20 protein-coding genes and 1 tRNA gene are annotated in these 22,605 nt (G+C 71.1%); 13 read left to right on the forward strand and 8 right to left on the reverse strand.

Annotated features, from left to right (window positions below; genetic code table 11):
- Positions 1-3 precede the first annotated feature (3 nt).
- The 5 genes from ACEYYH_RS07100 to ACEYYH_RS07120 form a co-directional block, all read right to left on the reverse strand.
- Positions 4-267: a hypothetical protein gene (locus ACEYYH_RS07100; protein ID WP_116196768.1), complete on the reverse strand. Its 264-nt coding sequence runs from the start codon at positions 265-267 to the stop codon at positions 4-6.
- 111 nt (positions 268-378) lie between these two features.
- Positions 379-717, reverse strand: coding sequence for an ATP-dependent DNA ligase (locus ACEYYH_RS07105; RefSeq protein WP_374977532.1), 339 nt, complete (start codon positions 715-717; stop codon positions 379-381).
- A 161-nt stretch (positions 718-878) separates the two neighbouring features.
- Positions 879-1,175, reverse strand: coding sequence for a DUF6766 family protein (locus tag ACEYYH_RS07110; RefSeq protein ID WP_374977533.1), 297 nt, complete (start codon positions 1,173-1,175; stop codon positions 879-881).
- A 190-nt stretch (positions 1,176-1,365) separates the two neighbouring features.
- Positions 1,366-1,441, reverse strand: a tRNA-Arg gene (locus tag ACEYYH_RS07115).
- A gap of 44 nt (positions 1,442-1,485) precedes the next feature.
- Complete coding sequence (locus tag ACEYYH_RS07120; protein WP_374977534.1) at positions 1,486-2,310, reverse strand: SGNH/GDSL hydrolase family protein; 825 nt, start codon at positions 2,308-2,310, stop codon at positions 1,486-1,488.
- A gap of 161 nt (positions 2,311-2,471) precedes the next feature.
- On the opposite strand from ACEYYH_RS07120, the gene ACEYYH_RS07125 reads away from it, so the two are divergent.
- The 12 genes from ACEYYH_RS07125 (at position 2,472) to ACEYYH_RS07180 (ending at position 18,947) form a co-directional block, all read left to right on the forward strand.
- The gene (locus ACEYYH_RS07125) at positions 2,472-3,326 is read left to right on the forward strand and encodes a transglutaminase family protein (protein WP_374977535.1); all 855 of its coding nucleotides are present in this window, start codon (positions 2,472-2,474) and stop codon (positions 3,324-3,326) included.
- Between the two features lie 46 nt (positions 3,327-3,372).
- On the forward strand, positions 3,373-5,040 hold the full coding sequence (locus tag ACEYYH_RS07130; protein ID WP_374977536.1) for an arginine--tRNA ligase: 1,668 nt from the start codon (positions 3,373-3,375) through the stop codon (positions 5,038-5,040).
- 2 nt (positions 5,041-5,042) lie between these two features.
- Positions 5,043-5,876, forward strand: a complete 834-nt coding sequence (locus ACEYYH_RS07135) for a DUF2993 domain-containing protein (protein WP_374977537.1) — start codon at positions 5,043-5,045, stop codon at positions 5,874-5,876.
- Positions 5,877-6,024: 148 nt separating this feature from the next.
- Complete coding sequence (lysA, locus tag ACEYYH_RS07140) at positions 6,025-7,473, forward strand: diaminopimelate decarboxylase (RefSeq protein ID WP_374977538.1); 1,449 nt, start codon at positions 6,025-6,027, stop codon at positions 7,471-7,473.
- Entirely contained in the window at positions 7,470-8,783 is a 1,314-nt protein-coding gene (locus tag ACEYYH_RS07145) for a homoserine dehydrogenase (protein WP_374977539.1), read from the forward strand. The genes lysA and ACEYYH_RS07145 overlap by 4 nt, the downstream gene beginning before the upstream one ends.
- A 24-nt stretch (positions 8,784-8,807) precedes the next feature.
- Positions 8,808-9,896, forward strand: coding sequence for a threonine synthase (gene thrC / locus ACEYYH_RS07150; RefSeq protein ID WP_374977540.1), 1,089 nt, complete (start codon positions 8,808-8,810; stop codon positions 9,894-9,896).
- Positions 9,893-10,840 carry a homoserine kinase gene (gene thrB, locus ACEYYH_RS07155; protein WP_374977541.1) on the forward strand — a complete coding sequence of 316 codons (948 nt, stop codon included), beginning with the start codon at positions 9,893-9,895 and terminating at the stop codon, positions 10,838-10,840. The genes thrC and thrB overlap by 4 nt, the downstream gene beginning before the upstream one ends.
- A gap of 203 nt (positions 10,841-11,043) precedes the next feature.
- Positions 11,044-13,269 carry a transcription termination factor Rho gene (gene rho / locus ACEYYH_RS07160; RefSeq protein ID WP_374977542.1) on the forward strand — a complete coding sequence of 742 codons (2,226 nt, stop codon included), beginning with the start codon at positions 11,044-11,046 and terminating at the stop codon, positions 13,267-13,269.
- A gap of 6 nt (positions 13,270-13,275) precedes the next feature.
- Complete coding sequence (prfA, locus tag ACEYYH_RS07165) at positions 13,276-14,355, forward strand: peptide chain release factor 1 (protein ID WP_374977543.1); 1,080 nt, start codon at positions 13,276-13,278, stop codon at positions 14,353-14,355.
- A gap of 216 nt (positions 14,356-14,571) precedes the next feature.
- Positions 14,572-15,531, forward strand: a complete 960-nt coding sequence (locus tag ACEYYH_RS07170; RefSeq protein ID WP_374977544.1) for an endonuclease domain-containing protein — start codon at positions 14,572-14,574, stop codon at positions 15,529-15,531.
- A gap of 153 nt (positions 15,532-15,684) precedes the next feature.
- Positions 15,685-16,083, forward strand: a complete 399-nt coding sequence (locus ACEYYH_RS07175; protein ID WP_374977545.1) for a hypothetical protein — start codon at positions 15,685-15,687, stop codon at positions 16,081-16,083.
- Positions 16,084-16,157: 74 nt separating this feature from the next.
- On the forward strand, positions 16,158-18,947 hold the full coding sequence (locus ACEYYH_RS07180) for a helix-turn-helix transcriptional regulator (RefSeq protein WP_374977546.1): 2,790 nt from the start codon (positions 16,158-16,160) through the stop codon (positions 18,945-18,947).
- A 60-nt stretch (positions 18,948-19,007) separates the two neighbouring features.
- Here ACEYYH_RS07180 and epsC read toward each other — a convergent pair whose 3' ends face one another.
- The 3 genes from epsC to cysK (ACEYYH_RS07195) form a co-directional block, all read right to left on the reverse strand.
- Positions 19,008-19,592, reverse strand: a complete 585-nt coding sequence (gene epsC, locus ACEYYH_RS07185) for a serine O-acetyltransferase EpsC (RefSeq protein ID WP_374977547.1) — start codon at positions 19,590-19,592, stop codon at positions 19,008-19,010.
- Positions 19,589-20,542, reverse strand: a complete 954-nt coding sequence (gene cysK, locus ACEYYH_RS07190; RefSeq protein WP_374977548.1) for a cysteine synthase A — start codon at positions 20,540-20,542, stop codon at positions 19,589-19,591. Before cysK (ACEYYH_RS07190) ends, epsC begins: the two co-directional genes overlap by 4 nt.
- An 84-nt stretch (positions 20,543-20,626) precedes the next feature.
- On the reverse strand, positions 20,627-21,565 hold the full coding sequence (cysK, locus tag ACEYYH_RS07195; protein ID WP_374977549.1) for a cysteine synthase A: 939 nt from the start codon (positions 21,563-21,565) through the stop codon (positions 20,627-20,629).
- A gap of 139 nt (positions 21,566-21,704) precedes the next feature.
- On the opposite strand from cysK (ACEYYH_RS07195), the gene prmC reads away from it, so the two are divergent.
- Entirely contained in the window at positions 21,705-22,583 is an 879-nt protein-coding gene (prmC, locus tag ACEYYH_RS07200) for a peptide chain release factor N(5)-glutamine methyltransferase (protein ID WP_374977550.1), read from the forward strand.
- Positions 22,584-22,605: the final 22 nt, after the last annotated feature.

The following is a 22,605-nucleotide window of genomic DNA, read 5'->3' on the forward strand; positions in this document are numbered from 1 at the left end:
CCGTCATCCGGCGACGGGCGGGCCGCCCTTCGACCAGACCTCGTCGGGGGCGAGGGGGGGCGACTCGTCGGGGATCGGCACGATGGCCAGCGGCACCCCCGGGGTCACCAGCAGGTGCGCCGTTCGCATCATGCCCTCGCCGTCGTTCACCTCGAGCCAGTGCACACCCCCGGCGAGGCCGGCCTCGACCTCCTGGCGGAGGTCCTCGAGGCGTCGCCCGCCGATGCTGTAGTGGTCTCCGCCGTAGTAGATGTCGATTCTCTTCATCGCCGCTCCCGTCGCCGTCAGCCCCATCCCAGTGCGTCGACCGCGTCACGCCTATCGCCTTGACAAGCGCACGCCGCCGGTTTAGCTGCGTGGCGGAATCGGCCGCACCCGCTACTCGACGGCCTCGTGCTCTACGTGGTCGTGGTTCACCGGCATCGCCGGCTCGGGCACCAGGTACAGTCCGGTCGACGAGTTCGCGGTGTACGCGAGCGCGTCGATCCAGGCGGGGTTCAGCTGCGGCTTGCGGCTGCCATAGAACTTGTAGACGAGGGCGCATCGCGGGTGCACCCAGATCGTCGTGCGTCCGTCGCCGATGCTGGCGTCGTCGCGCCACGTGAAGTGGAACGGCTCACCACGCCGCAGTTTCGTGCCGATCACGAGCTGCAGGTGAGCGAGTGTCCGGTCGTCGAAGTCGACCTTGATGGTCCCTTCGTAGATCAGCTTGCCCATCGTGCGGCCTCCCTCCGGAGATGTCGGCGAAACGAAGCGCTGGGGACGCAAGAGGGGGTCGTCGATCAGCTCCACTTCCGATGATCCTCCGCGCCGGGACGGTCACCTAGCCCTTGACAGGATCCGGCGGGGATGCGAAGACCGGCCGCAGCGAGCTCATCTCACTCGCCCGACACCACCGTCTCGTGGTGCGGCGCACCGACCGGCTTGGACTCGCTCGAACCACGCTGGCGGAGGAAGATCGACAGCGCGATCATCGCGCCCACCGCCAGGAATTCGGACTGCCAGTTCTGAAGTGTCCGGTTCCAGAAGTCGGGAGTGGCGAGGTAATCGACCCACCTGATCGCGGGCTGGCCGTGTTCAGCGTTCTCGGCGTTCATCACGACGGTTCCCGCCAGCGACTGCGCCAGCCACGACAGTACGAAGACGGCTCCCATCATCAGCAGCAGCTCCACCACCTCCTGCTCCTCTCGTGCGAGCGAGCATCACGCGATGGTTTACAGACTGCGGCGGTGCGGGACACGGAGGAACGGGCGTGACAGTCGTGCCGGGGACCGTCCCACACCCTGCCTCTCGTCGCGCGGGAAAAGCAGAAGGACCGCGGTCTTGATGACCCGCGGTCCTTCTCACTACCAGTGGTGATGGTGGTGGTGCCCCCGACAGGAATCGAACCTGCGACCTTTGGTACCGGAAACCAACGCTCTATCCCCTGAGCTACGGAGGCGTGCCGATCGAGACTACCATCCAGGCGCCCGCGGCCCCGCCACTTCAGGGTGTCGGGGGAGTCTCGTCGAGGGGCGCGTCGGCGACGATCGCCGGCTGCTGCTCCATGCGCTCGATCGCCGTCGCGACACGGTCGGCGAGGTAGGCGTGGCCGACGGTCGACGGGTGGTCGCGCCCGATGGGCCCGGTGTCGATGACCTCCAGGTAGTTGGCGTCGGTGATCCAGGCCTCCATGATGGGGGAGATGTACCACCAGCCGCGCGCGCCCGCGAGCTCGCCGAGATCGGCGTCGATCTCCCGGGTCGCGTCCTCCACGGGCAGCACCTGTGGCGACGGGCCGAGGATCACGATCTCGGCGTCGGGGTAGCGGGCGTCGAGAGCGTCCCACGCGGCGGTGACAGCATCCCGATATCCGGCCGGATAGAGCTTGCGGTCGTTGATGGACCCCTCGACGATGATGAGGTCGGGGTCGAGTGCCGGGTCCAGTGCGTCGATGCGTTCGCCGTAGGCGGGTCCGTCAAGGCCCGGCTTGAGGTAGCCGCTGCCGCGCACGCCGTCCACGACGGTCTCGACGCCGAGCTCGTCGGCGAGCAGATACGCGAAGCCGAGGGTCGGCACGGTCGCCGCCGACCCGTAGACCCACGAGTCCCCGAAGACGAGTACGCGCGCGCCCTCTTCCAGCACCAGAGGGGCGGGAGGGACGGATGCTGCGACCGCCGCGTCGCCCTCGGCGACCGCTGCGGGAGCAACCGGCTCGGGAGCGCCCCAGGGTCGCAGGACGGCCACCGCGCACACCGCAGCGACGGCCAGCGCGGCGCCCGCGAGAGGAAGCCACGGCCGCCGAGCTCGGGTGCGGCCGGGCGCGTGCATAGAGAGAGGGTAAGTCATGCCCGAACGAGGTCCGTACAGGGGCCGCGAACTGGGGAAGACCGGTGCCTGATCCTGAGGGTTGGAATCGCTTGCGGAACACTCGCAGCGAGACCTTGTCAACCCCGCACTTCCCCCTCCTCGCGGCATGCGAGGATACTTCGGTGCAACGCGTCGTGACCGCCGAGATGGACCTCGAATTGGGGGCATCCGTCGACCTCATCTTCCAGATCGCAGCCGCTCAGGCGGTGCCGATCTCGAGCGAGCAGCTGACGTTCACACAGGGTGATCGCGTGTACACGCCGACCGAGATCGTCGATCAGTCCGGCAGCCGTCTGCACCGCCTCACGGGCGAGCCCGGACACCTCGAGATCCGCTACGAGGCGACGGTCGACGGGCAGGCCGCGAGCAGCCGCACGAGCGACCTCGAGGCCATCACGTACCTGCGCCCCAGTCGCTACGCGCAGTCCGACGAGGTGTTCCAGCAGGCCCGTCGCCAGTTCAAGGGGCTGTCGGGCCACGACCTCATCGCCGCCGTCTCGGAGTTCGTCGCGACGAGCACGACGTATACGCCCGGTCTCAGCCAGGGCACCGACAGCGCGGTCACGACGCTGATGACCGGCCAGGGCGTGTGCCGTGACTACGCGCATGTGGTCATCGCGCTCCTGCGCGCCATGGACATGCCCGCCCGCTACGCGGCGTGCTTCGCGCCGGGCCTGCGCCCGATGGACTTCCACGCCGTGGCCGAGGCCTACCTCGACGGCGCCTGGTACGTCATCGACGCGACGCGACTCGCGAACCGCAACTCGCTCGTGCGCATCGCGACAGGTCGCGACGCCGCCGACTGCGCGTTCCTCAGCTACCACGGCGGCTACGTGGGCCTGAAGCGCCTGCGCGTCGACGCGTGGGTCGTCCCCGAGGCCGCGACCCTCGACGGGCTCGACACCCTGCCCGAGGCGCTGCCCGAGGCATCAGATCCCGCCGCCGACGACTTCGGTGCCCTGGTGCAGATGTCCTGACCCCGGTCAGGGGCGCAGCGGGCGGCGCCCGTAGACTTGACGGGCTATGAACCCCGAAGCCCTCTCCGCCGCCCTGCTCGCCGTCGTCGCCCCGCTCGCGGAGGCGCGACGACCCGGTGCGGCCGAGGGACTCACCGTCGCCGACCTGCCGCTCGAGCGGCCCAAGAACCGCGACCACGGCGACTGGGCCTCCAACGCGGCGCTCAAGCTCGCGAAGGCCGTCGGCGCGAACCCCCGCGAGTTCGCTGCCGACATCGCGGCCGGCCTCGCCCAGGTCGACGGCGTCGCCGACGTCGAGGTCGCCGGACCCGGCTTCATCAACATCCGACTGGATGCTGCGGCCGCCGGCGCGCTCGCGAAGACCATCGTCGACGCGGGCGCGGCGTTCGGAACGAACGAGTCCCAGCGCGGCAACACGATCAACCTCGAGTTCGTCAGTGCGAACCCGACGGGTCCGATGCACATCGGCCACACCCGCTGGGCGGCGCTCGGCGACTCGATGGCGCGCCTGCTGCTGGCCAGCGGCGCGACCCTCGTGCGCGAGTTCTACGTCAACGACGCGGGCGCGCAGATGGACCGGTTCGGCCGTTCGGTGCTCGCCGCCGCCAAGGGCGAGCCCACCCCCGAGGACGGCTACCCGGGTTCGTACATCGACGACCTCGCTCAGCGCGTGGTCTCGGCGGTGCCCGAGCTGCTGTCGCTCCCCGAGGATGAGCAGCTGCGGATCGCACGCGACCGGGCCTACGAGCTGCAGCTCGGCGACCTGCAGTCGTCGCTCGAGAAGTTCAACGTGCACTTCGACGTCTTCTTCAGCGAGCGCACGCTCCACGCGAAGGGGTCCCAGGGTGAGCCGAGCCTGGTGGACGAGGCCGTCGACCGCCTGCGCGAGCAGGGCCATGTGTTCGACGACGAGGGCGCCGTGTGGGTGCGCACCACCGACTTCGGCGACGACAAGGATCGCGTCATCCGTCGCTCCAACGGCGAGTACACCTACTTCGCGGCCGACGCCGCGTACTACCTCAACAAGGGCGACCGCGGCTTCGCGCACAAGATCTACCTCCTCGGCGCCGACCACCACGGCTACGTGCACCGCCTCAAGGCGCTCGCGGGCGCGGCGGGCGACGACCCTGAGAAGGACATCGAGGTGCTCATCGGGCAGCTCGTGTCGGTGAACGGTGCGCGGCTGTCGAAGCGCGCGGGCAACATCATCGAGCTAGACGACCTCCGCGACTGGATCGGCACCGACGCGCTGCGCTACTCGCTCGCCCGTTATCCCGCCGACTCGCCGCTCACGCTCGACCCCGAGATCCTGCGCAAGCGCACGAACGACAACCCCGTCTTCTACGTGCAGTACGCCCACGCGCGCACGCACAACGTCGCGCGCAATGCGCACGGCTCGGGCGTCGACCGCTCCGCATTCGCACCCGAGCTGCTGACGCACGAAACCGAGTCGGCGCTCCTCGGCGCGCTGCAGGAGTTCCCGCGCATCGTGGCGTTCGCCGCCGAGGTCCGCGAGCCGCACCGCGTCGCCCGCTACCTCGAGGAGCTGGCCGGGCTCTACCACCGCTGGTACGACAACTGCCGCGTGATCCCGCTGGGCGACGAGCCCGTCGAGCCGGTGCACCGCACCCGCCTGTGGCTCAACGACGCCACCGGCCAGGTGCTGCGCAACGGGCTCGATCTTCTCGGCGTCACCGCACCGGAACGGATGTAGATATGGCCAGAGGCGACACGCAGGTGACCGAACCCCTTCCCGGCGGCTCGGTGCCGGCAGAACCGGAGCGATCGCGCCGCGTGTGGCCCTGGATCGTCGCGTTCGCGATCGTCGCGGTGCTCGCGGTGGCCGCGTGGTTCGCGGCCGAGGCGATCGCCCGCCAGGTGGTGACCGGGATCGTGCAGGACCAGGTGCGCACCCAGCTGTCGCTGCCGGCCGATCAGCAGATCGAGGTCGGGATCGAAGGAGCCGTGCTCCCGCAGCTCATCGCCGGCACACTGACCGAGCTGACGATCTCCTCCGACGACGTCACGATCGGCGGCCAGGGGGCCGACGGGCAGGTGACGGGCGACATCTCGGTCGTCGCTCACGGCGTCGGGGTTCGCGACGGTGCCATCGAGAACGCGGACGCAACTGTGGTGCTCGACGAGCAGCAGCTGCGCGAGCTGATGTCGAATGTCGACGGCTTCCCCGTCGACAGCCTGGGGCTGGCGGCGCCCAACGTCACCATGGAGGTCGATCTCACGCTGTTCGGCGCGACCGTCCCGGTCGGGGCGGCGCTCACCCCGTCGGCCGATCAGGGAGACCTCGTGCTGACGCCCGCGTCGCTGCAGCTCGGCGGCGCCGAGGTGTCGGCGGCACAGGTGCAGAAGACGTTCGGCCGACTCGCCGACGGCGTGGTGCGCGACTGGGACGTGTGCGTCGCGCGGTACCTGCCGGCAGGCGTCACGCTCACCGGGGTCGAGGTGACCGGCGACGTCCTGGTCGCCGACTTCGACGTCGACGGAGCCATCGCCACCGATCCGGCGCTCCAGGAGAACGGCACCTGCGCCTGAGACGCCGTGGGGCGTCACACGACACGGGGCCCTGGAGCCGTGTGCCCTAGACTGCTAGCACCGCCAGGCGCGTGACCCCTCCGGCCTGGCAGAGCCGCCCCCGGACTCCCGGACGGCCAGCGTCGAAGCTCCCACCGATTGGTCCACCGTGTCCGCCGACCCGCATACCCGTTCCGTCGCTCCCGCGTGGCTCGAACGCCCCGCCGACGCGAATGGGCTTGCGCCCGCCGTGTGGCCGGCGGCCGCGACGCGGGACGCCGACGGCGTGCTCGAGCTCGGCGGCATCCCCGCCACCGCGCTGCGCGAACGGTTCGGAACACCGCTCTACGTCGTCGACGAGGACGAAGTGCGCCAGGCCGCCCGTCGCACCCTGGACGCCTTCCGCGCGGCCGCCGCGCTGCACGGCGTGCAGGCCCGCGTCTACTACGCCGGCAAGGCGTTCCTCAGCACCGAGGTCGTGCGCTGGGTCACCGAAGAGGGGCTCGCGGTCGACGTGTGCAGCGGCGGCGAACTCGCCGTCGCCCTCGCGGCGGGTGCTGACCCGGCGCGCCTGGGCTTCCACGGCAACAACAAGTCGGCGGCCGAGCTCGAGCGGGCCGTCGAGGTCGGGATCGGCTCGATCGTCATCGACAGCCTCATCGAGATCGAGCGCCTCGGGGCGATCGTGGAGCGCCGCGGAGCGACGCAGGCCGTGCTCCTGCGGGTCAACAGCGGCGTGCACGCCGAGACCCACGACTTCCTCGCGACGGCTCACGAAGACCAGAAGTTCGGCTTCACGCTGACGGATGCCCCTGCCGCCGTCGCCCGCATCCGCGAGCTCCCCGGCCTCGAGTTCGTGGGCCTGCACTGCCACATCGGCTCGCAGATCTTCGGCACGGCCGGGTTCGAGGAGTCCGCCTCCCGCCTGGTGGAGCTCCACGCCGAGCTCCGCGAGGGCGGGGAGCTGCCCGTCCTGAACCTCGGCGGCGGCTTCGGCATCGCCTACACGTCCGTCGACGATCCGACGCCGATCGAGGCGCTCGCCCTCGGCATCGCGGAGGCCGTGGCGCGGCAGTGCGAGGTGCGCGGCATCCCGGTTCCGAATCTCGCGTTCGAGCCCGGTCGCGCGATCGTCGGCCGCGCCGGCGTGACCCTGTACGAGGTGGGCACGACCAAGCCGGTCGCGCTCGAGAGCGGTGACACGCGCCTGTACGTGAGCGTCGACGGCGGCATGAGCGACAACGCCCGCCCCGCGCTGTACGGTGCACAGTTCTCGGCCCGCATCGCGTCGCGCACGAGCGACGCCGAGCCGGTGCTCGCGCGCGTCGTGGGCAAGCACTGCGAGTCCGGCGACGTCGTCGTGGACGCCGAGTACCTCCCGGGCGACGTCTCGCCCGGCGACCTGCTGGCGGTCCCCGCCACCGGCGCGTACTGCTTCTCGCTCTCGAACAACTACAACTACGTCCCCCGCCCGCCCGTCGTGGCGCTGCGCGGGGGAGAGGCACGCGTCATCGTGCGCGGCGAGACGATCGACGATCTGCTCGCCCGCGACGCCGGCCTCAGCACCGTGCACCGCGGGCGCGAGCTCGCCGGCGCACCGACGGAAGGGAACGCATGACCGACTACCGCCGCCTCCGGGTCGCACTGCTGGGAGCCGGAGCCGTCGGCTCGCAGGTCGCCTCGCTGCTGCGACAGCACGCCGACGAGCTCGCCGACCGGGCGGGCGCGCGACTGGAGCTGGTGGGCATCGCGGTCCGCGACGTCGACGCCAAGCGCGACGCCGACCTGCCGCGCGAGCTCTTCACGACCGACGCCGACTCGCTGATCGTCGGCTCCGACATCGTCATCGAGCTCATGGGCGGCATCGAGCCGGCGCGCGAGTACCTGCTGCACGCGATCAACTCGGGCGCCGATATCGTGACCGCCAACAAGGCGCTCCTCGCCACACATGGCCCAGAGATCTTCGACGCCGCCGACCAGGTGGGCGCCGAGGTCTACTACGAGGCGGCCGCCGCCGGCGCGATCCCGATCATCCGTCCGCTGCGCGACTCGCTCGCCGGCGATCGCGTGCAGCGGATCATGGGCATCGTCAACGGCACGACGAACTACATCCTCGACCGCATGGACACCGAGGGGGCGGACTTCGCCGACGTGCTCGCTGACGCGCAGCGCCTCGGCTACGCCGAGGCCGACCCGACCGCCGACGTCGAGGGCTACGACGCCGCGCAGAAGGCGGCGATCCTCGCCTCGCTCGCGTTCCACACCACGGTGCCGCTGGACGCCGTCCACCGCGAGGGCATCACCTCCATCGACAAATCGATGATGGATGCTGCGCGCCACGCCGGGTACGTCATCAAGCTGCTCGCCGTGTGCGAGCGCCTCACCGAGGCATCCGGTGAATCCATCTCGGTGCGCGTCTACCCGGCGCTCATCGACCGAGCGCACCCGCTCGCGAGCGTGCACGGCGCCAACAACGCGGTGTTCGTGCAGGCCGAGGCGGCCGGCAACCTGATGTTCTACGGCGCGGGCGCGGGCGGCGTGCAGACCGCATCCGCGGTGCTCGGCGACGTCGTGTCGGCGGCGCGCCGCCACATCGCGGGCGGCGTCGGCGTCGGCGAGTCGACGCTCGCGAACCTGCCGATCGTCCCGGTCGGACGCGTGACGACCAGCTACCAGATCACGCTCGAGGTCGACGACCAGCCGGGCGTGCTGGCGACGGTCGCGGGAATCCTGAGCGAGGGGCGCGTGTCGATCGCGACCCTCGAGCAGACGGTCGTGGGATCGGGCGACGGCGAGAGCGGCGTGGCGCGGCTGGTGATCGGCACGCACAAGGCTCTCGAGCAGGACCTGAGCGAGACGGTCGACCGCCTCGCAGCGAGCGGCGTCGTCGAGCGCGTCGTCTCGGTGCTGCGCGTCGAAGGCAATTGAAGACTTTTCTGAAGGAGAACTGACATGGCACACGTTTGGCGCGGAGTCCTCCGCGAGTACGCAGATCGTCTGGGCGTCACGGATGCCTCGACCGTGGTCACCCTCGGCGAGGGCGGCACGCCGCTCCTGCCCGCGCCGGCGCTGTCGCGCCGCACCGGCACCGACGTGTGGGTGAAGTTCGAGGGCATGAACCCGACGGGCTCGTTCAAGGACCGCGGCATGACCGTCGCCGTCTCGCGCGCGATCGAGCACGGCGCGAAGGCCGTCATCTGCGCCTCGACCGGCAACACGTCCGCCTCGGCGGCCGCGTATGCCGCGCACGCGGGCATCACGGCGGCGGTGCTGGTGCCCGAGGGCAAGATCGCGATGGGCAAGCTCAGCCAGGCCGTCGCGCACAACGGCCGCCTCATCCAGATCCGCGGCAACTTCGACGACTGCCTCGAGATCGCGCGGGAGCTCGCCGACAACTACCCGGTGCACCTCGTCAACTCGGTCAACCCCGACCGCATCGACGGTCAGAAGACCGCCGCGTACGAGGTCGTCGAGCAGCTCGGCGACGCCCCCGACTTCCACTTCATCCCGGTCGGCAACGCCGGCAACTACACGGCCTACACCCGCGGCTACCGCGAAGAGGCCGAGGCCGGCGTCTCGACCCGCGTCCCCCGCATGTTCGGCTTCCAGGCCGAGGGCTCCGCGCCGCTCGTGCGCGGCGAGGTCGTGAAGCACCCCGAGACGGTCGCCAGCGCCATCCGCATCGGCAACCCGGCTTCGTGGGACCTCGCCCTCGAGGCCCGTGCAGCGACGGACGGGTACTTCGGCGCCATCGACGACGACCGCATCCTCGCGGCGCAGAAGCTCCTCGCGGGCGAGGTCGGCATCTTCGTCGAGCCGGCGTCGGCGATCAGCGTCGCGGGCCTGCTCGACCGTGTCGAGGCGGGCGTCGTGCCGCAGGGCGCGCGCGTCGTGCTCACCGTGACCGGCCACGGCCTCAAGGACCCGCACTGGGCGCTGCGCAACGCCGACGGCTCGGAGGTCCAGCCCACCGTGGTCGACGCCACGACGTCGGAGGTGGCGTCCGTCCTCGAGCTCGCCCCCGCGGCGGCGACCGCGTGAACGCAGCCGTCGCCCCGGCGCCCGGCCGCCGGGTGGTGGTACGGGTGCCCGCGACGAGCGCCAACCTCGGACCCGGGTTCGACACCCTCGGCCTCGCGCTGAGCGTGTACGACGAGCTCCACGTCACGTCGCTGCCCGAGGGCGAACTCGAGATCGAGGTCGAAGGTGCCGGTGCGGCGGATGTGCCGCGTGACGCCTCGCACCTCGTGGTTCGGGCGATCGCCTACGCGTACGAATCTGTGGGGCGACGGATGCCGGGCCTCCGCCTCGTCGCCAAGAACGTGATCCCGCACGGACGCGGCCTCGGTTCGTCCGGCGCCGCGGTTGTGTCGGGCCTCTTGGCCGCGAAGGGCCTGCTCGAGGGCGACGTCGAGCTCGGACCCGACGCGCTGCTGCGCCTTGCGACGGAACTCGAGGGTCACCCCGACAACGTCGCACCGGCCCTGTTCGGCGGCCTCACCATCGCGTGGGTCGACGAGGACGGTCCGCAGCACAAGAAGCTGCTGGTGCACCGCGGTGTGTCTCCGCTCGTCTTCGTGCCGACGTTCACGATGTCGACCAAGCTCGCACGCAGCCTGCAGCCGATGCACGTTCCGCGCGAGGACGCGGTCTTCAACGTCTCGCGCTCCGCACTGCTGATCGCGGCACTCACGCAGAGCCCCGAGCTGCTGCAGGCGGCCACGGAGGACAAGCTTCACCAGAACTATCGCGCGAGCGCGATGCCCGAGACCGACGGTCTCGTGCGAGCCCTCCGTGCGGCGGGCTTCGCGGCCGTCGTGTCGGGGGCGGGACCGAGCGTGCTCGTGCTCGCCGACGGCCCGGGACGCCGCCTCGAAGCGGCCGCCCTCGCCGCGTCGGCGACCGACACCCCGTGGGAGTCGCTCATGCTCGCCGTCGACTTCAAGGGTGGTACAGTGAGGGAGTACGCGGAGGGTTCCACGTAAGACGTGAATCTGGCCTCCGTCGCAAATCTGCGAAACCACCGCACGGCATTCTGACCTGCCGACGTCCGCTGAGCACCCTCGCGGTCCCTCACCCCGTCGGCGGGAGCTTCGACAGGCGTGACAACTGTTCGAAGCAGGCAGACGCCACCCGGCAGCGCCGTGCGATCGTGCACAATCGTTCCGTTTTTCACAAGGGAGAACTCGTGGAGTCCATCTCCGAGATCCACGCCGACGTTCCGGCCGACGAGCGCGCGGAAGCGCCCGAGGCCGGCGAGAACGTCGACAGCATCGAAGCCCAGGCCGAGGCCGTGGCTGAGGAAGCCGACATCGAGGCCGTCGTGGCCGAGGAAGTCGCCGAAGGGGCCGTCGAGGTCGCGGAGGCGGCCGACGCCGTCGCCGAGGAGGCCGTCGTCGAGGCACTCGCCGCGGAAGCTGTCGCGGAGGAGGCGGTCGCCGAAGCGATCACCGCCGAAGCGTCCGGTGATGCTGCCGCCGCCGAGGCCGCTGAGGAAGCGGCCGAGGAAGCCGTGGCCGAGGCGATCATCGCCGACGCCATCACCGAGGAGGCCGTCGCCGAGGCCGCGGTCGCGGTCGCGGACGCGGTCGCCGAGGAGGCAGTCGCCGAGGCGGTCGTCGCCGAGGCCGTGGCCGAAGAAGTCGTCGCCGAGGTCGTCGTGGCCGAGGCCGCTGCCGAGGCGCCCGTCGAGGCTCCGGCTGCGCCGGCCAAGGCCCCGCGCAAGCGCGCGCCGCGTCGCGCCAAGAGCACCGACGTCGCTCCGGCCGAGCCCGCCGCCGAAGCACCCGCCGACACCCCGGCCGAGGCAGCGCCCGCGGAGGCACCCGCCGAGGTCGCGCCGGCGGAGGCCGGCGAGCAGACTGCGGAGGAGGCATCCGTCCCCGCCGACGCGCCTGCCGCCGACGCCGAGGTGCCCGCCGAGGGCGAGGGCGCCGAGCAGGCCGCCGAGGCCGAGGGCGCCGAGACGCCGTCGCGCAGTCGCAGCCGCAGCCGCAGCCGCAGCCGCAACCGCAACGCGCAGAACCAGAACGCCCAGGGCGGCCAGAACGCGCAGGCGCAGAACGGCCAGGGCGGGCAGAACCAGAGCCAGCCCGCCGCCGAGCCCGCGAAGGCCGACACCCAGGAGGACGAGCAGCAGGGACAGGCGGGCGGCCGCGGCCGCCAGCGCAACAAGCGCCGCACCGGCCAGGCGACCGGCGACGAGTTCGAGACCGAGATCGGCGAGGACGACGTCCTCATCCCGATCGCGGGCATCCTCGACGTGCTCGACAACTACGCCTTCGTACGCACCACCGGCTACCTCCCGGGTCCGAGCGACGTCTACGTCTCGCTCGGCCAGGTGAAGAAGTACAACCTGCGCAAGGGCGACGCGGTCGTCGGCGCGATCAAGCAGCCGCGCGAGGGCGAGCAGTCCAGCCGCCAGAAGTACAACGCGCTGGTCAAGGTCGACGCGATCAACGGCCTCTCGGTCGACGACGCTGCTGCGCGCGTCGAGTTCGGCAAGCTCACGCCGCTCTACCCGCAGGAGCGCCTGCGCCTCGAGACCGCGCCCGAGAAGCTGACGCAGCGCATCATCGACCTCGTCGCGCCGATCGGCAAGGGCCAGCGCGGCCTCATCGTCGCGCCCCCGAAGGCCGGCAAGACGATCGTGCTGCAGCAGATCGCGAACGCCATCGCGATCAACAACCCCGAGGTGCACCTCATGGTCGTGCTCGTCGACGAGCGCCCCGAAGAGGTCACCGACATGCAGCGCACGGTGAAGGGCGAGGTCATCGCCTCGACCTTCGACCGTCCCGCCGAAGACCACACCACGGTCGCCGAGCTCGCCATCGAGCGCGCGAAGCGCCTCGTGGAGCTCGGTCGCGACGTCGTCGTGCTGCTCGACTCGATCACCCGTCTCGGCCGCGCCTACAACATCTCGGCGCCGACCTCGGGCCGCGTGCTCACCGGTGGCGTCGACGCGTCGGCACTGTACCCGCCCAAGCGCTTCTTCGGCGCGGCGCGCAACATCGAGAACGGCGGATCCCTCACGATCCTCGCGACGGCGCTCGTCGAGACCGGCTCCAAGATGGACGACGTGATCTTCGAGGAGTTCAAGGGCACCGGCAACAGCGAGCTGCGTCTGAACCGCCAGCTCGCCGACAAGCGCATCTTTCCCGCGGTCGACGTCAACGCGTCGTCCACGCGCCGCGAAGAGATGCTGCTCTCGCCCGACGAGGTCAAGATCACCTGGAAGCTCCGCCGCGCGCTCGCCGGCCTCGAGCCCCAGCAGGCCCTCGAGGTCGTGCTCGGCAAGCTCAAGGAGACGCAGTCGAACGTCGAGTTCCTGGTGCAGATGCAGAAGTCGATCCCGGCGCCCGCGAACGGGCACGGTGGTGGCCGCAGCCACGATCACGACAACAGCATCCGCTGATCCTCGATGTTCGAGTCAGTCAAAGGGCTGATCGACGAGCACCGCGCGGTCCAGGAGGAACTCTCGGACCCCGCGGTGCACGCCGATGCGGCGCGCGCCAAGCGGGTCAACCGGCGCTACGCCGAGCTGTCGCGCATCGTGAAGGCCCACGAGGACTGGGTGGCGGCATCCGATGATCTGGATGCCGCCCGCGAGCTCGCCCGCGAGGATGACGCGTTCGCCGAGGAGGTGCCGGTTCTCGAGGCCGGGCTCGCCGAGGCGCAGGAGAAGCTTCGGCGTCTGCTGATTCCGCGCGACCCCGACGACGCGCGCGACGTGATCATGGAGATCAAACAGGGCGAGGGCGGTGCCGAGTCGGCGCTGTTCGCGGCCGATCTCCTGCGGATGTACCTGCAGTACGCCGCGTCGAAGGGCTGGAAGACCGAGCTGCTCGAGCGCAACGAGTCCGACCTCGGCGGCTACAAGGATGTCCAGGTCGCGATCAAGGGCACGTCGAGCGACCCCGCGCAGGGCGTCTGGGCGCACCTCAAGTACGAGGGCGGCGTGCACCGCGTGCAGCGCGTGCCCGCGACCGAGTCGCAGGGGCGCATCCACACCTCGACCACCGGCGTGCTGGTGTTCCCCGAGGTCGACGAGCCCGAAGAGATCCACATCGACCCGAACGACCTGAAGATCGATGTCTTCCGGTCGTCGGGTCCCGGCGGGCAGTCGGTCAACACGACCGACTCGGCGGTGCGCATCACCCACGTGCCGACCGGCATCGTGGTGTCGATGCAGAACGAGAAGTCGCAGCTGCAGAACCGCGAGGCCGGCATGCGTGTGCTCCGGGCACGCCTGCTCGCCAAGCAGCAGGAGGAGCTCGAGGCCGCGGCATCCGATGCCCGCAAGTCGCAGATCCGCGGCATGGACCGGTCCGAGCGCATCCGCACGTACAACTTCCCCGAGAACCGCATCGCCGACCACCGCACCGGGTACAAGGCGTACAACCTCGACCAGGTGATGGACGGCGCGCTCGAGCCGCTCATCGAGTCGGCGATCACCGCCGACGAAGAGGCGCGCCTCGCCGCCCTCGGCTCCGACGACTGACCGCCGCCTTCGTCCTCCGTCGCCCCGCGACCCACCCTCTCGAACCCTCGGCGCCGTTCCATTCCGTTCACTTGCGCTAGATGTACGCGTGAGCCGCCGTTCGACGTACATCCAGCGCAAGTGAACCGATTCAGCGCGAGGCGCGAGTGGAGGCTCGCGGGGCGGACCTGGGGATAACTCGACGGACGCCTGGCAGCGACCTGCGACAGTTCACGGGTGCCTACGAACGACGATTTCGCTTTCCGCGTCGCCGATGCCCGCCGTGCGGGGATGTCGCGTCGTGCGGTCGATGACAGCGCGCTCGACCGCCCGTTCAACGGGCTGCGCGCGCTTCGCGTCGAGGACGAGAACGAGAACGCGGGGCAGCGGCACCCGCTCGACCTGGCGCGGGATGCGCACGTCCGCGCCGCCCGCCAGTTCACGGTGCATATGCACGCCCACGAGTTCTTCTCCCACTCCACGGCCGCGCTGCTGTGGAACCTGCCTCTGCCCGCGCCGGTCCCTGATCGCATCGACGTGTCGGTCGCAGCCCCTCACCGGGCCCCGTCCGGCCGAGGCGTGCGAGGCCGCCAGCTCTCGGCTGCCCAGGTGTCGATCGTCGCGCACCCCGAAGGCTTCTCGATCACATCGCCGGCCTCGACATGGGCGCAACTGGGGACGGTGGTGAAGCATCCGTACGACCTCACCGCGATCGCTGACGCCGTCACCCGCACGCCCCGCATCGCCGGGCCGAATGGGCGCGTCCTCCGCCCGGCCTACGCGACGGTCGCGGAGCTCTCCGTCGAACTCCGACGCGGACGAAGGATCGGCGTCCGCGCCCTCGAAGAGGCTCTCCGCCGTACACGCGCCGGTTCGGCATCGCGTCCGGAGACGTGGACGCGGCTCACGATCGTCGACGCGGGGCTTCCTGAGCCCGTCCTCGACCATGATGTGTACGACGACCGTGGCAGGTTCATCGGCTGCGTCGATCTCGCTTACGTCGACCTCGAGATCGCGATCGAGTACGAGGGCGACCATCATCGTCTGGACACTGCGCAGTGGAACCGCGACATCCAGAAGCACGACGATCTGGCGGCCCTCGGGTGGCGGATCATCCGCGTCACCAAGGCGGAGCTCTTCGACAACCCCGGTGAGCTGATCCGCCGCGTCCGAGGAGCCCTGCGTTCACGCTCGTGACGCAGCGCGGCGCGTTGCGTTGTCGCCCTGCGCCCCCGGTTCACTTGCGCTAGATGTACGTCGATGTCGCGGATCGGCCTACATACAGCGCAAGTGAACCCTTTCAGGGAGGCGCTGCGCGGAGGACGGATGCTGCGCCGCTAGGCTTCGAGCGTGCTCACGCTGCTCATCCGCGCATTGATCTTCCTCGTGTCGGCGGCGCTCGGCCTCATCGTGGCCGACCTGGTCCTGGAGGGGTTCTACCTCCACTGGAACGACTGGTGGGGGATCGTGCTCGCGGTCGCTATATTCGCGGTGCTGCAGAGCGTGCTCGCGCCGTGGCTGTTCAAGATCACGCGGCGGCACGCCCACGCGCTCCTCGGCGGCATCGGACTGCTGTCGACGTTCGTGGCCCTGCTCATCGCGGTGCTCATCCCGGCGGCGGGCATCGGCATCGACGGGCCGGTGGCGTGGATCATCGGAACGCTCATCGTGTGGCTCGTGACCGCGCTCGCGACGTGGCTGCTGCCGCCGCTGTTCATCAAGAACAAGGTGCAGGACCGCCGCGGCTGACGTCCCGAACATAGGGATTCCTCCCGATCCGCGGCGACCGCCTCACCCCTGAGGCTGGTGGGATGATGGGCGGTATGCAGATCGGCCGGGTGCCCCTCGTCGGCCGCCAGGCGGACCTCGACGCGCTGCGCGACGAGGTCGACGCCGTCGGCGCGGAAGGTCGCGCCGTCGTCGTGTCGGGCGACGCGGGCATGGGCAAGACCCGACTCCTGCGGGACTTCACCGAGAGTCTCGACGACGCGGTGGTCGTGCGCGGCGCATGCGTCGACTCGGGGTCGGGCCCGGCGCCCCTGACGGCGATCACGGACCTCCTGCGCGACCTCGTCGACGCGCTCGGCGTCGACGCCGTGCGCGAGGCCGCAGGCCCCGGCGCCGATGCGCTCGGTGTGCTCGTGCCCGCTCTCGCCGACAGCCCCGGCGACGCCGAGCGCCTCGCCGACGTCGTGGTCGAGCTGTTCTCGCAGCTGGCCCGCACGCAGCGGCTCGTCGTCATCATCGAGGATCTCCACTGGGCCGACAGCACCACGTGCGACATCACCGCGCGGCTCGTGCGCCGGTCGGCGGCGCTGCCCCTCTTCGTTCTGCTGTCGTACCGCACCGACGACGTCGGGCGGGCCCACCCGCTGCGCCCCGTGCTCGCCGAGCTCGACCGCGCGCGCCTGCTCACGCATCGGCCGCTCGCACGCCTCAGCCCCGCCGAGGTCGGCGCGCTCGCCACCGCCGTGCACGGTGACACACTCGCACCGGGTGTGCTGAACGACATCGCCGCCCGCAGCGAGGGCATCCCGTTCTACGTCGAAGAGCTCGCGAGCTTCTCCGGTGCGCGGCTTCCGGTATCGCTGCGGGATGTCCTCCTGCTGAGATACGAGCGATTGGATGCTGAGACCCGCCGCTTCGCGCGCGTGCTGGCGACCGGCGGGGTCGAGGTGGCGCACCCCGTTCTCCGCGATGTGTTCGACGGCGACGAGGCGACCCTCGAGGACGCCGTGCGCAGCGCCGTCGACGCGCAGGTCGTCGTGATCCGCGACGATGCGTACGCGTTCCGCCACGCGCTCATGCAGGAGGCGGTGTACGCGGAGCTGCTGCCGACCGAGCGGACACGGCTGCACACGGCGTACGCCGTGGCCCTCGAGAACTCAGCCCCCTCCGCCCGCGTGCTCGCTGACGTCGCCCACCACTGGCGCGCGGCACGCGTGCCCGACCGGGCGCTGGCGGCGGGTGTCGCGGCGCAGCGCGCCGCGAGCGACGCGTCGGCGTGGTCGACGGCGGCCGAGGCGGGGGAGCGGGTGCTCGAACTGTGGGACTCTGTTCCCGACCCGGAGGGGATCTGCGGGATGCCGCGCGCCGAGGTGCTGCGACGGACCTCCGCCGCCCTGGTGTCAGCGAACCGGAATGATCGCGCCCTGGCGTTCGCGCGAGAGGCGGTGGCCCTGTGGCCCGAGGACGACGTCGTCGGGCGCGCGGCGATGCTCGGCGACCTCGCGACGATCGAGTTCCAGGCGGGAGTGTCGGACGGCGTCGCGAGCATCGAGCAGGCGCTCGCGATCCTCGGCGCCGACCCGCGCCACGACGTGCAGCGCGCCGGCCTCCTGCTCAGCTCCGCGCGCGTCCACATGCTGAACGGGCGGCAGGGACGCGGCGCCGAGGTCGCCGCCCAGACACGCGCGACCGCCGAGGCGGCGGCCGCCGCAGGAGACCCGGCCGCCCGCGAGATCCTCGCGCAGGCGCTGCTCATCGCCGCGACCTGCCGTGCGAGCGTCGGCGACGTCGGTGGCGTCGCGCTGTTCGAGGAGGCCCGTGCGCACTCGCTCGGCTTCGTCCGCGCCATGATGCGCTACTACATCAACTACTCGAACACTCTCATGCAGGTCGGCCGATACGACGATGCGCTGGCCGTGGCGCAAGAGGGCATGCAGTACGGGCGCACCCATGTGGCCGACCTCGGCCCCCTCGTCATGATCGAGGCCAACGTGATCGAGGCGCACATCTACGCTGGTCGGCTGAGGGAGGCCGAGGAGCTGGGTGGGCTGCTGCCGCTCGTCGAACCGGGTCTGTACTCGGCGTTCCTGAGGGAGCGGCTGGTGTGCCTCGCGATCTGGCGGGGCCGCATCGACGGCGCGGAGGCGGCCCTCGAGGCCGCCCGCCTCGAGCTCGACAGGTTCGGCGCCTACGAGTACCAAACGCGGTTCGGCATGGCCTACGACCTCGGCGAGCTGGCCCTCGCCCGCGGAGACGCGCACGAGGCGCTGTCGCACGCCCGCCTGGCGTGGGAGACGCCCGCCGGCGGCGTGCTCGCGCTGCCGCTCACCGGGATCGCGGCCCGGGCGGTCGCGATGCTGCGCGAACGCGGAGAGGACGCCGACATCGAGCCGTACCGCGCCGTGCTCGCCGGGTTCGACGGCTGGCCGGTGACGCCGCTCTGGGCTGCCGTCTTCGCCGCAGAACTCGGCGAGGGCCCATGGACCGTCGCGATCGATGCGGTGGGCCCCGCCTATGTCCGGGCATACGCCCGCGTGCGCCACGGCGAGTCGCTGCTGGCCGACGGCGACCGCACCGGCGCACGAGAGGCGCTCGCGGCCGCCGCGTCGTACGCCGAGGGTCTCGGCGCCGACGGCCTCGCCGCGCGCGCCCGCGCCGTGATGACGGATGCCGGACTCACCGGCGATGCGTCCCGCTCGGTGCTGACCGCCCGCGAGGAGCAGGTGCTCGAGCTGGTCGCCGAAGGGCTCAGCAACGGCCAGATCGCCGAACGGCTCTACATCAGCGTGAAGACCGTGTCGGTGCACGTGTCGGCGATCCTCCGCAAGCTGGAGGCGCCGTCACGGACGGCCGCGGCCGCGATCTACCGCCGCAGCGCGGCGTAGGCCCGGCCGGACCCGGGCAGCGACGTGCAGCCGCGGGCTGCAGCATCCGTGTCCGGACCGTCAGATGTGGTACTCGGGCGTCGTCAGCAGCGCACGGGTGTCGTCGCCCATGCGGCGGGCGCGCGGCTTCGCGGGCACCCCGACCAGCACGCTGTCGGCGGGGGCGTCCTTCGTGACGACCGCGTTCGCGCCGACGACCGATCCCGCGCCGATCGTGATCGGGCCGAGGATCTTGGCGCCGGCGCCGACCGCGACGCCGTCCTCGATCGTGGGGTGGCGCTTGCCGCCCTCGCGCTGCCGACCGCCGAGCGTGACGCCGTGGTAGAGCATGACGTCGTCGCCGACCTCGGCGGTCTCGCCGACCACGACGCCCATGCCGTGGTCGATGAAGAAGCGGCGGCCGATGGTCGCCCCAGGGTGGATCTCGATGCCGGTGAGCCAGCGGGTGATCTGCGATCCGGCGCGCGCCACGAAGCGGAAGTCCCGCGTCCACAGGGCGTGCCACACGCGATGCGCCCAGATCGCGTGGAGGCCCGGGTAGAGCACGGCGATCTCGAGGCCGCCGCGGGCGGCGGGGTCGCGCAGCTTCGCCGCGGCGACGTCCTCGCGGGCCCGGGCGAAGAAGCCGATGCGTTCGTCGGTCATTTGGTCTCGGCCTCCGGCTCGCGCAGGTGCTCGTACAGAGCGGTGGACAGGTAGCGCTCGCCCGAGTCGGGCACGATCACGACGATCCGCTGCCCTTCCGCCTCGGGGCGCGCCGCGATCTGGAGCGCTGCCCACACGGCGGCGCCGGCGGACATCCCGGCGAGGATGCCCTCGCGGGTGGCGAGCTCGCGCGCGACCGCGATGGCGTCGTCGAACTCGACGTCGAAGATCTCGTCGACGACCGAGCGGTCGAGCACCTCGGGGACGAAGTTCGGTCCGATGCCCTGGATGCGGTGGCCGCCGGCGCGGCCTTCGGTGAGGACGGGGGAGTCCTTCGGCTCGACGAGGACGATCTTGACGTCGGGGTTCCGCTCCTTGAGCACCTGGCCGACGCCGGTGATCGTGCCGCCGGTGCCCGAACCCGCGACGAACCAGTCGACGCGCCCCTCGGCGTCGCGCCAGATCTCCTCGGCGGTGGTCTTGCGGTGGATGGCGGCGTTCGCCTCGTGCTCGAACTGGCGCGCGAGGATGGCGCCGGGAGTCTCGGCGACGATGCGCCGGGCGGTCTCGACCGCCTCGGTCATGCCCTTGTAGGGGTCGGTGAGCACGAGCTCCGCGCCGAACGCCTTCAGCAGCGTGCGGCGCTCCTTGGACATCGAGGCGGGCATCGTCAGGATGACGCGGTACCCGCGTGCGGCGCCGATCAGCGCGAGCGAGATGCCGGTGTTCCCGCTCGTCGACTCGACGATCGTGCCGCCCGGCGCCAGCTCGCCGGCCGCCTCGGCGGCTTCCACGAGCGCGTAGCCCAGGCGGTCCTTGACCGACGAACCCGGGTTGTAGAACTCGAGCTTCGCGAGCACCTCCGCCCCGAGGCCCTCGGTGAGCGCGTTGAGCCGGACGAGCGGCGTCTCGCCGAAGGCGGTGGTGATGTCGGAATGGATGCCGGGCACGTGGTGCTCCCTCGATTCAGTCGGTACGGAAGACGACGGCGCGCCGGCGCCCGAACGGGATTGCCGGCGCGCCGTCGTGACGACTCAATCTTCGCGCAGATCCTCGTACAGAGCGGTCGACAGGTAGCGCTCGCCGAACGAAGGGACGATGACGACGATGTTCTTGCCCGCGGCCTCGGGGCGCGCGGCCACCTGCAGTGCCGCCCAGATGGCGGCACCCGACGAGATCCCCACGAGGATGCCGTCCTGCGCGCCGACGGCACGCGCGGTCGTGATCGCATCGGGGAACTCGACGTCGATGACCTCGTCGATGACGCCCTGGTCGAGGATCGCGGGAACGAAGTTCGGCCCGATGCCCTGGATCTTGTGGGGTCCGGGCGTGCCCTTCGTGAGCAGCGGCGAGTCGGCGGGCTCGACCGCGATGACCTTGGCGCCGGGGACGCGCTCCTTCAGCACCTGGCCGACACCGGTGATGGTGCCGCCCGTGCCGATGCCCGCCACGAAGTAGTCGATCTGGCCGTCGGTGTCGCGGATGATCTCCTCGGCCGTGGTCTTGCGGTGGATCTCGACGTTGGCCTGGTTCTCGAACTGGCGCGCGAGGACGGCGCCCGGGGTCTCGGCGAGGATCTCGTCGGCCTTGGCGAGCGCGCCCTTCATGCCGCCGGCGGGATCGGTGAGCACGAGCTCCGCGCCGTACGCCTTCAGCAGCAGGCGGCGCTCGATCGACATCGAGGACGGCATCGCGAGGATGACGCGGTAACCGCGCGCGGCCCCGACCATCGCGAGCGCGATGCCCGTGTTGCCGCTCGTCGCCTCGACGATGGTGCCGCCCGGCTTGAGCTCACCCGAGGCCTCGGCGGCGTCGACGATGGCGATGCCGAGACGGTCCTTCACGCTCGAGGCCGGGTTGTAGAACTCCAGCTTCGCCAGGACGTTCCCGCCGGCGCCGTTGGTGACGCGGTTCAGGCGCACCAGCGGCGTGTTGCCGAATGCGGACGTGATGTCGGGATGAATGCCGGTCATATCGGGCCTTTCGCGGGTTCTCGGCTGATCGAGCACCAGCCTAGGGTCAGCCTTTCGCTGTGAGTCCTTCTGTGACGAAGGCACGGCCGCCCCCCGGTACCCTGCCCGCCGCCGTGCCGGGCCTAAAGTGGATGCGGTCATGGCTTCTCCCGACAAGTCCCCCCTGCTCTCCGATGCCCTCCGCCGCGCCGCCGCGCGCCTCGCCGAGGGCGGTATCACCGACCCACCCGTCGACGCCGAGCTGCTGGCCGCGTTCGTGCTCGGCTCCGGGCGCGGGGGAGTCCAGGCGGCGGCGATCCGCGGCGACCGCCTCACCGCGCAGGACGCCGCTCGCCTCGACGAACTCGTCGCACGGCGGGTGACCCGTGAGCCGCTTCAGCACATCACAGGCACGGCGCCCTTCCGCCATCTCGAGCTGCGGGTCGGCCCCGGTGTCTTCGTGCCCCGCCCCGAGACCGAGATGGTCGCGCAGCTGGCGATCGACGCACTGCGGGCGGCAGCATCCGTGTCTCCCATCGCGGTGGATCTCGGCACCGGCAGCGGCGCGATCGCCCTCGCCATGGCGACCGAGGTGCCGCACGCCCGGGTGTTCGCGGCCGAGAACTCGGTCGACGCGTTCGTGTGGACGAAGGAGAACTTCGCGCACGTCGGCGCCGACAACGCGACGCTCGCCTTCATCGACCTGGCCCACGCCTTCCCCGAGCTCGACGGCACGGTCTCGGTCGTGGCATCGAATCCTCCGTATGTTCCGGATGCTGCGATCCCGCGCGATCCGGAGGTGCGGTTCTTCGACCCGCCCGCGGCGTTGTACGGGGGAGAGGACGGTCTCGACGTCGTCCGCATTCTGAGCGGGGTGGGGCTGCGCCTGGCGCACCCCGGCGGGATGATCGTGATCGAGCACGGCGAGTGGCAGGGCGAGGCGATCCGGGGGATCCTCGAGGCCGACGGATGGCGCGCCGCCGCGACGCACCCCGACCTCACGATGCGCGACCGCGCGACCACCGCGCTGCGGCCGTGACGCCGCCGCCGGTTCGGAGCGT

Source organism: Microbacterium trichothecenolyticum (assembly GCF_041938625.1).
Taxonomy (GTDB): domain Bacteria; phylum Actinomycetota; class Actinomycetes; order Actinomycetales; family Microbacteriaceae; genus Microbacterium; species Microbacterium trichothecenolyticum_D.